Consider the following 10798-nt stretch of genomic DNA (forward strand, 5'->3'; position numbering starts at 1 on the left):
TTGAAGGCCGACGATCCCGAGGCCGATGAGGCTAGTCTGCGTCGGCAGGCCGAGGCGCTCGCCGAGCAGGACACGAACGACAAGGCGAGCGAGGACTACAACGAGGCGAACGCGGACTACCAGTCTCGTGCCACGGCGCAGAACGAGACGGTTCTCGCTCGTTGGAGCGATGCCGAGACTTCCGCGAGCGAGTTCACTCCGACCGTCGAGCCTTCTCGTGACACGACGTTCCGTGATTCGGCAGGCGACCTCGACGGCTCGGGCTATTCTCCGCCCGGTGGCGGGGACTTTTCGGGTTCGCCGACCAGTTCGGGCACGGGGGGTTTGAACCCGCCGGAGTCGTCGACGACGTTCGGCGGCGGCGGCACCGGCTCCGGTGGCTCTGGTGGCTTTGGCGGTGTTGGTGGCGTTGGCCGTGTTGGCGGTGGGACGGGCCTGGACTCGGGCAATCCCTGGGACAGTTACGACTCCGACGACGAGGACGTCTCCGGTGGTCTTGCATCGGGCGGCAGTGTTGGTGCGGGAACCCTTACCGGTACTGGTGCTGGCCCGGGGCTCGGTGCCGGGAGCGGCCTGGGCGGTGGCGCTGGTGGGGGTGCGGGTTCGGGTCTGTTCGGCCCGGCGGTCGGCAGCGGCGGTGGCGCGGGTGCCGGTGCGGGTCGTGGGGCCGGTGGCGTGGGTAAGGGCCAGGGCTTGTTCGGCAAGTCCGGCGGTGCAGGTTCCGGTTCCGGTGCGGGCAGGGGTGGCGCTTCGTCGATGATGGGCGGTGGCCGCGGCGCTGGTGGTGCTCCTGGTGAGGACGAGCAGGGCCGCGAGACCTGGTTGACCGAAGACGACGACGTCTGGGGTCTGGCCCGTTTCGAAGACGACAACGACCCACTGGCCTAAACCCCCAGCTGCCACCCCGATCAGGCCTCCGAACACGTAGGCCGTCAATGACTCGTGCCCGCCCGGCTCCGACGCGAACTCACGCCGGGCGGGCACGACCCTTGTCTCCTGCTGCGGTGAGGGATTGCGTCCATGCCGTAACATGTCGAAGATTCGTTTTTCTTGGGCGCCAGCGGAGGACGATATGACCCGGCACCGAACCTTCAATCGTGCTGTTCGGAGGGTTTGATGGACTTCCCTCCGATCGATCCGGAATCGGCGCGAGCACGGCTCGCGCAGTGGAAGGAACGCACCGATCAGATGGCCGCCGACACGCAGGCGCTCGCCGCCCAGGTGCAGGCCCTGCGCGTCACCGCCACCGACCCCAACGGGCTCGCCGAGATCACCGTAGACCACACCGGCAGCCCAGTCGACCTCGTCTTCAGCTCAAGGATCAAGCGCGTCCCGGAGGAAGCTGCCGCCAATGCGGTGCTTGAGGCGATCCGGGCGGCCAAGATCGAACTGGCCGAGCAATCGCGGGAGATCGTGGAATCCACTGTGGGGGCTGAGTCTTCCGCGGGCAATGCCTTCATATCGGGCCTGAAGCGCCAGTTCGGCGACGACGCGGAACAGGAAGGCCGGCGCTAGATGAGCGGCTACGAGGTAGACCCGGAGCAGTTGCGAAGCCACGCGAGCAACCTGGAGAACTTCAGTGCCCGCTTCGACGCTGTCCTTGGCGCGAGTTCTCACATTGCGCAGGACGACGAGGCGTACGGCCAGCTGTGCGGATGGATCGCCGGGATCTTGGAGGACCGTCATGTGCGCCAGGACAACCTGGTGACCTACGTGCAGGAGAACATCGCGCTCGCCGCCGAGAGCATCCGCGCCGCGGCCGACGCCTACGAGGAGTCGGACAACGACGCCTCTGTGAGCTTTGACGACTTCGCCTCGCAGCTCGAAGGATAGGAGGCGGGCATGTCCGACAACTCGCTCATTGCCGATGTCCAGTCGAGTCGGCAGCCGTGGACCGGCGCGGGCCTGGCCGACGGTATCGAAGGTCTGGTCACCTCCATCCAGAGCGGAAGCTGGGTCCAGGGTTCACTGGCCGGGGTGGGTCTCGGGCTCGAGGTCGCAGGCAGTGTCCTGGATCCGTTCTCGGCGCTGCTCGCCAACGGTCTCGGTTGGGCCATGGAGTACTTCGAGCCGTTGCGGGAGATGCTCGACTGGCTGACCGGCAAACCGGACGTGGTGATGTCCCACGCCGAGACCTGGTACAACATGTCCGCCGAGCTGTTCGCCATGTCAGCCGACCTGGGGGCCGCGGTCGGCGGCGATGTAGACGAGTGGTCCGGAGCGGCCTCGGATGCCTACTACAACATGATGGGCCATAACGTCGAGGCGATTGGCGGCCTGGGCGCTACGGCGGCAGCGATCGCTGCGGCAACTGAAGGCGCGGGGGCGCTGGTGACCATGACGCGGGACCTCGTGCGTGATCTGATCGCGGACCTGGTGGCTCACGTGGTCGTTTGGGCGGTCGAGGCGATCTTCGTGGTGACGATCCCGGTGATCGCCGCGCAGATCGTGGCCGCCGTCGTCAAGTGGGCCGGCATCATCATGCAGCTCATCACCTCGCTTATCACCAGCATTGACGCGCTCTCCAAACTCCTCAACGACTAAGGGCCGCCCCATGAGACGAACCCTGAAACTTCTGCTGCTTCTAGGTGTCGCCTTCGCGCTGCGCCGGACCGGCGGCGACGGCACGACCAACCGACCCGGCGACGGCGCCGGCGGCAACAACGGCGGTTCCGGCAGGCCATCGCAGAAGCACGGCAGCATCGATGCGAGTCAGGGCACCGGCAGCGCCCACAACGCCATCGACACCGAGGCCCAACAGGGGCGACCTACTGGTGGCTATCAAGATGCCCAGCGACCCGGTTCCGGTGACGCGGATACCGCTTATACCGGTGGCACTTCAAGGCCCAGGGGCGGTGATGATTGGGATTGGGCAGAGGACGCCTACAGTCATTGGCGGAATAACAATGATGAAGATGTGGACCTCATCACCGACAACCTCGCCGATGCTCCAAGGCAGGACGGCAGTACCGGATTCACTCGTGAGGAAATCGCCCTCATGAAGGACAACGTGATGCGTAACATCCATCCTATCGACGATAAATATGAGGATGGTGCGGTGACCGACAAGCGGTTTGACGCCGATCCTGAAATCGCGGCCGCATGGATTCGCATGCAGGAAGATCGCCCCACGCAGCACGACATCGCGCTATTGGAGCATGAGATCGCAGAGGCTCGCTACTGGCAAGAGCACCCGGAAGCTGTATACTCTGAGGCCCACGAAGCCGCGAATCAGGTTTCGGACTGGGAGAACTCCTTCGACAGAGATAACGCCCCGTACGAAGCAGTCGACTACTCGAACCCGAGGAGGCCGTAAATGGCGACCGCACCGTTCTTGATTCTGAAGCTGAATGAAACGGAGCACACCGTGACTTACGGTTTTGGTGAGGATAGGGATCATATTAATGGTACAGTTGAATTTGATCGTGAATCGCGCAAGGCGTTGAATATGAGTGGCGACTCCAATCGAGCGAATATTGTGGCCGGATTCATTCCATTCAAAGCTCGGAGGACTGGGTCTTGGCCTCACCACTACACGTATGCGGCGTAAATCAGCATTGAGCCCTCGTGGGTCGCGGAGGTATTGTGCAACTCGCAGGCTCTGATCATTTGAGCGGCGCCTTGGGACTGAGATGCGAGACCCTGCCTCCATTGCCGCCGGTGGACGGAGCTTTCCGCTTGTTGCGCTATCTCGCGCAAGCCCTGGGATTGACCCAGGCCTTAACTCGGCCGCGCCGGAGAATTCACCCGGCAACGAAGATCGGACGACCTGCCGTCTGCCGAGACCAGCTCGTACGCCTTCGAGTGCGTCACCAGTCGGCGGAACCGGAGGCGAAGCCTCCGGTTCCGCTCTGCTCACTCAGGTTGGAGCTATGCGCGGTTGTAGGCGCTGGCGACCGCTCGCATCGTCGCCAGGACGATGTTCGGGTGGACTCCTGCGCCCCAGACGGTCCTGCCGTCGATCACACACTCCACGTAGGATGCCGCCTGCGCGTTCTGGCCGGACGACAGGGCATGCTCGGCGTAGTCGAGCACCTCGACCTCGATGCCCACGGTGGACAGCGCGTCGGCGAAGGCCGACAGCGGCCCGTTGCCGGTGCCGGTGACCTTCTGCTCCACGCCGTCGAGAGTGATATCGGCGTCCAGCGTCACGGTCTCGTCGGCGTACGACGTGGTGTGGTCGTCGACGATCAGGCGCTGCCTCGGCTGGTACTCCGGGTGGTACTCGGTCCGGAACATCCGGTGGATCTCGGCCGACGTCACCTCCTTGCCGGAAGCGTCGGTGTGCCGCTGGATCGCCTGGCTGAACTCGATCTGCATGCGCCGCGGCAGGTCGAAGCCGTACTCCGAGTGCATGACGTAGGCGACCCCGCCCTTGCCGGACTGCGAGTTCACGCGGATGACCGCCTCGTAGCTGCGCCCGACGTCCTTCGGGTCGATCGGCAGGTACGGCACGCCCCAGGTGAACTCGTCCACGTCGGTCCCCGCGCGCGAGGCGTCCTTCTCCAGGTGCGCGAAGCCCTTCTTGATCGCGTCCTGGTGCGATCCGGAGAACGCGGTGTAGACCAGGTCCCCGGCGTACGGGTGCCGCTCGTGGACGGGCAGCTGGTTGCAGTACTCGACGGCGCGCTTGATCTCGTCGATGTTCGAGAAGTCGATGTGCGGGTCCACGCCCTGGCTGAACAGGTTCAGGCCCAGCGTCACCAGGCACACGTTGCCGGTGCGCTCGCCGTTGCCGAACAGGCAGCCCTCGACGCGGTCGGCCCCCGCCTGCACCGCCAGTTCGGCGGCGGCCACCCCAGTGCCCCGGTCGTTGTGCGGGTGGACCGACAGCACGATCGAGGAGCGGTTCGGCAGGTTGCGGTGCATCCACTCGATCGAGTCGGCGTAGACGTTCGGGGTGGCCATCTCGACCGTGGCCGGCAGGTTGACGATCAGAGGCCAGTCGGGGGTCGGCTGGATGACCTCGGCGACCTTCGAGCACACCTCCAGGGCGTACTCCAGCTCGGTGCCGGTGTAGGACTCGGGGGAGTACTCGTAGCGGATCGCCGTGTCCGGCGCCAGCGTCTCGGCGTACTTCAGGCACAGCCGCGCGCCCTGCGCGGCGATGTCGGAGATGCCGTCCTTGTCGAGGCCGAACACGACGCGCCGCTGCAGGACCGACGTCGAGTTGTAGAAGTGGACGATGGCCTGCTTCGCGCCGCGCAGGCTCTCGAAGGTGCGCTCGATCAGGTGCTCGCGGCACTGCGTGAGCACCTGGATGGTGACGTCCTCGGGGATCAGGTCCTGCTCGATGAGCTGGCGCACGAAGTCGAAGTCGGTCTGGGAGGCCGAGGGAAACCCTACTTCGATCTCCTTGTAGCCCATGTCGACCAGCAGCTGGAACATCTTCTTCTTGCGCTCGGGCGTCATCGGGTCGATGAGAGCCTGGTTGCCGTCGCGCAGGTCCACCGCGCACCAGACGGGCGCCTTCTCGGTGACCTTGTCAGGCCACGAGCGGTCCGGCAGGTCGACGGTGAACTGCTTGAGGTAGGGCTGGTAGCGCTGGACGCGGTCTGCGAATGCTGGGGAAGTCAACGGTTGCTCCTGATGTCGCGGTGGTCATTGCCAGCCGGCATGCGAGAACCCGCGGCGAGGAGCCGACCTAGTTGGCCCCGCCGCGGCAGCTAAGGAGCATGGAATACCGCATGATTGCCGCCGAGCATACACCCGGCGGCCACCAACGTCGATGTGATGTCTGGATGCTGGGACGTCTCAGACTCCGATGAGCAGCTCATCGAGCCCCAGACGCCGCCGCGGACTGCTGTCCGGGCCCGCGACCGCCTCCGCGAGACCCGCGGGGTCGCCGGCGACGCCGATCGCGACCACCGACGTCGGTTTGAGCTCGGCAGGCAGCTCGAACTCGCCTGCGATCGCCTCGGCGTCGAACCCGGCCATCTGGCGCACCGTCAAGCCCTCGGCGGCGGCCTGGAACGTCAGGTGCGCCATCGACTGGCCCAGGTCGTACTCCGCGTGCCGCAGCGGCCCCTTCGCGTCCGAGTCGACGCGGACGGCCACCAGCAGCGCCGAGGCGTGCTGCGCCCATTCGCCGTTGCCGGGGGCGAGGCAGTCGAGCACCCGCTTGAAGTCGGGGGTCTCGCGCTTGGCGAGGATGAACCGCCACGGCTGCGTATTGCCCGCCGAAGGCGCCCATCGGGCCGCTTCGAGGAGCGCCGCGACCTGCTCGTCGGCCAGGTCGACACCGGCCTCGAAGGCCCTGGTCGACTGGCGGCTCGCCAGCAGCGGATGGATCGGCACGGAAGTCTGGGCGTGCCGGTCGGTCGGTCCGTTCATGCGTCATCACCTGAATGGCTAGGTCAGCTTCTCAGGCCGGTCGGCCAAACTTCATAGTGCCACGGTCAGGCCCGATTCCGGGTCCCCGTGTCGCCTTCCTTACTCTTCGCTCTCGACTTCCGGTGCCGGCGAGGGCGAATCGGACGGTGCGGACGTCTCCGAAGGCGACGGTGTCGGCTCCGGCGGCTCCGGCGCCTCGCTGCCCACCGGCTCGCCCTCGACGACCTCCCCGGGCAGCTCCACGGTCGCCGCCGCAGCTTGCGGCGGACCGGTCAGCGTCAGCGTCCCGAACTGCTCGATCGCCACCGACAGGACCGTCCCCGACTGGTCCAGGCACCACTGCCCGGCAGGGATCGGCGCGTCCACCACCACCGTGTTCGGCGTCAGATTGAAGCAGTCCCCCTCCTGCGACACCGCGAACGGCAGATGCCGGTCCAGCAGCAGCGGCAGCCATTCCACGAACGGGCGCTGCACCTTCGGGTCGTAATCCTCCGGAATCTCGCCGGTGATCCCCGCGAGCTTCACGCACACCTCGTCGGCGCACTGGAAGAACCCGCCGGTCGTCCACGCCACCGACACGTCCACCGCCCCGCCGTGGCCCCACCCGGGCACGTCCACCCGCCACGTCCCGTCCTCGGCCGCCCACACCGTCACCGTCGAACCCTCCGACCACTCGTACTCGGCCGTGAACGTCACATCGAGCGCCTGCGAGATCCGACCGATCAGCGCCGACTTCGCGCTGACGCGCCGCGGCGGCGGATCGGGCTCGTCGACGACCGTCGCCGTCCCGCATCCCGCCGACACCCAAAGGAGCGTGAGCGAAACCACTGTGATGATCGTCTTCATGCTTGCCACAGCGCGATTGTGCGTCTCAAGAGCCAGAACGACCTGGCGCCACGCCGCAGCCCACGGCTAAGGTGAGGTGGCTGCCCTCGAACAGGGCAGCACGACAGCACCCGAGACAACAGACATGAGGTGAATCCCGTGGCGCTGGTCGTGCAGAAGTACGGCGGATCATCGGTAGAGAACGCAGAACGCGTCAAACGCGTGGCGGAGCGGATCGTCGCGACGCGAAAGCGGGGGGACGACGTCGTAGTCGTCGTGTCCGCGATGGGCGACACCACCGATGAACTGCTCGACCTGGCCGCCCAGGTCTCCCCCGTTCCCGAACCCCGCGAACTCGACATGCTCGTCACCGCCGGAGAGCGCATATCGATGTCGCTGCTGGCCATGGCCATCAACGACCTCGGATTCCAGGCCCGGTCGTTCACCGGCTCCCAAGCCGGGATGCTCACCACCGCCGCACACGGCGACGCCCGCATCATCGACGTCACGCCCGGCCGGATCCGCTCGTCCCTCGACGAGGGCTACATCACCATCGTCGCCGGCTTCCAGGGCGTCAGCCCGGACACGAAGGACATCACGACGCTGGGCCGAGGCGGCTCGGACATGACCGCGGTCGCGCTGGCCGCCCACCTCCAGGCCGACTTCTGCGAGATCTACTCCGACGTCGACGGCGTCTACACCGCCGACCCGCGGATCGTGCCCAACGCCCGGCGCCTGGACCGCGTTACCTTCGAGGAGATGCTGGAGCTGGCCGCCTCAGGCGCCAAGATCCTGTACCTGCGCAGCGTGGAGTACGCCCGCCGCTACGGCGTCCCGCTGCACGTCCGCTCGTCGTACTCGACCAAGACCGGCACGATCGTGTCGGGCCACATGGAGGACCTGCCCGTGGAGCAAGCACTCATCAGCGGCGTCGCGCACGACCGCTCCGAAGCCAAGATCACCGTCACCCGCGTGCCCGACAAGCCGGGCGCGGCCGCGTCGATCTTCCAAGTGCTCGCAGACGCCGAAATCGACATCGACATGATCGTCCAGAACGTGTCGACCACCGGTAACGGCCACACCGACATCTCCTTCACCCTCCCGAAGGACTCCGGCCGCAAGGCCAGCGAGGCGCTCAAGAAGCACCAGGGCGAAGTCGGCTTCGACAAGCTCATCTACGACGAGAACATCGGCAAGATCTCCCTGGTCGGCGCGGGGATGCGCTCGCACCCGGGCGTCACCGCGAACTTCTGCCAGGCCTTGGCCGACGCCGGGGTCAACATCGAGATCATCTCCACCTCGGAGATCCGCATCTCCGTCGTCTGCCGCGACACCGACCTCGACGCGGCCGTCCGCGCCGTCCACGACAAGTTCGAGCTCGGCGGCAACGAGGAAGCGGTCGTCTACGCGGGAACGGGGCGATAGGCATGAGCCGCAAACTCAACGTCGCCATCGTCGGCGCCACCGGCGTCGTCGGCGGCATCATGCGCCGCCTCATCGCCGCCGAACGCGACAACTGGGGCGAGGTCCGCCTCATCGCCTCGGCCCGCTCCGCCGGGAAGGTCCTGCCCGTCGGCGACGAGCAGATCACCGTCCAGGCGATCGGCGAGGACGCCTTCGACGGCATCGACATCGCCCACTTCGACCTGCCCGACGAGGTCAGCGCCGAATGGGTGCCGATCGCCGCCGCCAAGGGCGTGGTCGTCATCGACAAGTCCGCGCACTTCCGCATGGACCCCGAGGTCCCGCTCGTGTGCCGCGAGGCCAACCCGGAGGCGGCCCACGACCGCCCCAAGGGCATCATCGCGAACGCGAACTGCACCACCCTCGCGCTCATCCCGACCCTCGCCGCGCTCAACGAGGCCTTCGGCCTCAAGTCGATGTCCGTCGCGTCCTACCAGGCCGCGTCCGGTTCGGGCAAGGAGGGCCTGGAGGCCCTGTACGACCAGGTCGCGAAGACCGTCGGCGTCGACCGCATCGGCACCGAGACCGGCGACGTCCGCGCCGTCCTCGGCGAGGACTTCAACGCGCCCTTCGGCGCGCCGCTCGCGCTCAACGTCGTCCCGAAGGTCGGCGGCTGGAGGGACGGCGGCTGGACCTCCGAGGAGCTCAAGGTCCGCAACGAGTCCCGCAAGATCCTCGGCCTGCCCGACCTCAAGGTCGCCTCCACGTGCGTGCGAGTCCCCGTCGCGGTCGGCCACTCGCAGGCCGTCCACGCCACCTTCGAGAGCGAGGTCTCGGTCGCCGAGGCCCACCGCGTGCTCGCCGCCGCCGAAGGCGTCGACCTCGTCGACGACCCGTCCAACGGCGTCTTCCCGATGCCGATCGACGGCGTCGGCAAGCCGGGCACCCAGGTCGGCCGTGTGAGGCAGTCGATCGACTTCCCGAACTCCCTGGAGTTCTTCGTCGTCGGCGACAACCTCATGAAGGGCGCCGCGCTCAACTCGATCGAGACCGCCGACCTCGTCCGCCGCGAACTCGAAGCGAAGTAGACGCGAAGACGGCCGCGGCCCCGGGATCTCCCCGGGGCCGCGGCCGTTTCTCAACTCACGCGTCGCGCCGCTTGAACAGGTACCAGGCGAAGCCCATGATGAGGGCCGCGAACGCCGCGAACACCCCGCCGGCGCCCCAGCGGCTGAACAGGTCGTAGTCCACCGCCATCCCGAGATCGGGCGGTGACACCGACATGAGCAGCGTCCCGGCGGTGAACGGCAGGAACTTCACGACCGGCACCAGCCAGTCCAGCGCGGGCACCATCGAAAGCCCGACGATCAGGTTCTCGAGGATCAGCGGCATCAGGAAGATGACCACCAGCGCCGAGGGCACCCCGCGGAACAGCAGGCCCAGACCCATGCCGACGAGCATGTAGATGAGCGTGTAGACGATATAGCCGAGCAGCGCCGACCGCAGCGGGTCGTCGAACAGGCCCGGCAGATCGCCCCAGAACACCAGGACGATGCCGAGGTTGAGCATCATCGACGCCATGGTCACGACCAGCGTGGTACCGGCGACGACCAGGATCTTCGCGGCGATGAGTCGCGACCGCTGCGGCAGAGAGGTGAGCGTCGGCTGGATCGTGCCGTGCCGGTACTCGTGCCCGGTGGCGAAGATCCCGATGATCGCCATGAACACCGCCAGGAACGGGATGCCGAACGAGGCGCCGCCGTTGACCGCGATGGAAAGGAACTCGGCATTCAGCTGCTCGTTGCGGGCCGCGAAGCCGAAGATCAAGGCGATGGCCGCCGCGCACAGCAGGCCAATGCCGGTCAGCCAGTAGGTCGAACGCAGCGTCGTCAGCCGCGTCCATTCGAATCGCAGGGCATCAAGCATTGTCGGCACCACCGGGCTTCTCGGTCGCGGTCACGGGCGGTTCGGTCGCGACGAACTCCTCAGAGGCGCCGGTCGCGGATATGAACGCCTCCTCAAGGGAAGCGCTGCGGGTGGACAACTCGGCCAGTTCGATCCCCTCGGTGAACGCCAGGTGCCCCACCGCGCCGATCTCCATGCCGGAGACCACGAGCTCGCCGTCGGCGCCGTTCGAGACGGTCGCACCCCCGCCTTCGAGAATTCCGGCGAACTCGGTCGCCGACGGGGAGCGGACGATGACGGTGGTCTGGGTGAACTCGCGGACGAACTGGTC

11 protein-coding genes and 2 pseudogenes are annotated in these 10798 nt (G+C 66.8%); 8 read left to right on the forward strand and 5 right to left on the reverse strand.

Translation table 11 applies throughout. The features are described from left to right. From L0U85_RS19630 to L0U85_RS19655, 6 genes and pseudogenes are all read left to right on the forward strand, one after another. Positions 1–888 (forward strand): annotated as a pseudogene (locus L0U85_RS19630) (hypothetical protein); the annotation flags it as partial. Positions 889–1116: 228 nt separating this feature from the next. Continuing rightward, on the forward strand, positions 1117–1515 hold the full coding sequence (locus L0U85_RS19635; RefSeq protein WP_241379465.1) for a YbaB/EbfC family nucleoid-associated protein: 399 nt from the start codon (positions 1117–1119) through the stop codon (positions 1513–1515). Then, a complete protein-coding gene (locus L0U85_RS19640; protein WP_241379466.1) occupies positions 1516–1833 on the forward strand; it encodes a type VII secretion target in 318 nt (105 codons plus the stop codon). Positions 1834–1842: 9 nt separating this feature from the next. Further along, positions 1843–2544, forward strand: coding sequence for a hypothetical protein (locus tag L0U85_RS19645; RefSeq protein WP_241379467.1), 702 nt, complete (start codon positions 1843–1845; stop codon positions 2542–2544). Between the two features lie 10 nt (positions 2545–2554). Beyond that, positions 2555–3316 carry a hypothetical protein gene (locus L0U85_RS19650; protein ID WP_241379468.1) on the forward strand — a complete coding sequence of 254 codons (762 nt, stop codon included), beginning with the start codon at positions 2555–2557 and terminating at the stop codon, positions 3314–3316. After that, positions 3317–3550: a hypothetical protein gene (locus L0U85_RS19655; RefSeq protein WP_241379469.1), complete on the forward strand. Its 234-nt coding sequence runs from the start codon at positions 3317–3319 to the stop codon at positions 3548–3550. A 320-nt stretch (positions 3551–3870) separates the two neighbouring features. On the opposite strand, the gene leuA is transcribed toward L0U85_RS19655, so the two are convergent. The 3 genes from leuA to L0U85_RS19670 all read right to left on the reverse strand — a co-directional run bounded on the left by leuA (position 3871) and on the right by L0U85_RS19670 (position 7179). After that, positions 3871–5577, reverse strand: a complete 1707-nt coding sequence (gene leuA / locus L0U85_RS19660) for a 2-isopropylmalate synthase (protein ID WP_241379470.1) — start codon at positions 5575–5577, stop codon at positions 3871–3873. A gap of 177 nt (positions 5578–5754) precedes the next feature. Continuing rightward, positions 5755–6333, reverse strand: coding sequence for a nitroreductase family protein (locus L0U85_RS19665; protein WP_241379471.1), 579 nt, complete (start codon positions 6331–6333; stop codon positions 5755–5757). Between the two features lie 99 nt (positions 6334–6432). Next, positions 6433–7179, reverse strand: a complete 747-nt coding sequence (locus L0U85_RS19670) for a hypothetical protein (RefSeq protein WP_241379472.1) — start codon at positions 7177–7179, stop codon at positions 6433–6435. 138 nt (positions 7180–7317) lie between these two features. Here L0U85_RS19670 and L0U85_RS19675 point away from each other — a divergent pair, with 138 nt between their 5' ends. Further along, the gene (locus L0U85_RS19675) at positions 7318–8583 is read left to right on the forward strand and encodes an aspartate kinase (RefSeq protein WP_241379473.1); all 1266 of its coding nucleotides are present in this window, start codon (positions 7318–7320) and stop codon (positions 8581–8583) included. Between the two features lie 2 nt (positions 8584–8585). Next, positions 8586–9650 carry an aspartate-semialdehyde dehydrogenase gene (locus tag L0U85_RS19680; protein ID WP_241379474.1) on the forward strand — a complete coding sequence of 355 codons (1065 nt, stop codon included), beginning with the start codon at positions 8586–8588 and terminating at the stop codon, positions 9648–9650. A 55-nt stretch (positions 9651–9705) separates the two neighbouring features. On the opposite strand, the gene L0U85_RS19685 is transcribed toward L0U85_RS19680, so the two are convergent. Both L0U85_RS19685 and L0U85_RS19690 read right to left on the reverse strand, forming a co-directional pair. Further along, positions 9706–10488 carry an ABC transporter permease gene (locus L0U85_RS19685; RefSeq protein WP_241379475.1) on the reverse strand — a complete coding sequence of 261 codons (783 nt, stop codon included), beginning with the start codon at positions 10486–10488 and terminating at the stop codon, positions 9706–9708. Then, a pseudogene (locus tag L0U85_RS19690) lies at positions 10481–10798 on the reverse strand (ABC transporter ATP-binding protein); the annotation flags it as partial. The pseudogene L0U85_RS19690 and the gene L0U85_RS19685, both read right to left, overlap by 8 nt.

The sequence above is a fragment of the Glycomyces sp. L485 genome, assembly GCF_022548875.1.
Lineage (GTDB): Bacteria > Actinomycetota > Actinomycetes > Mycobacteriales > Micromonosporaceae > Glycomyces.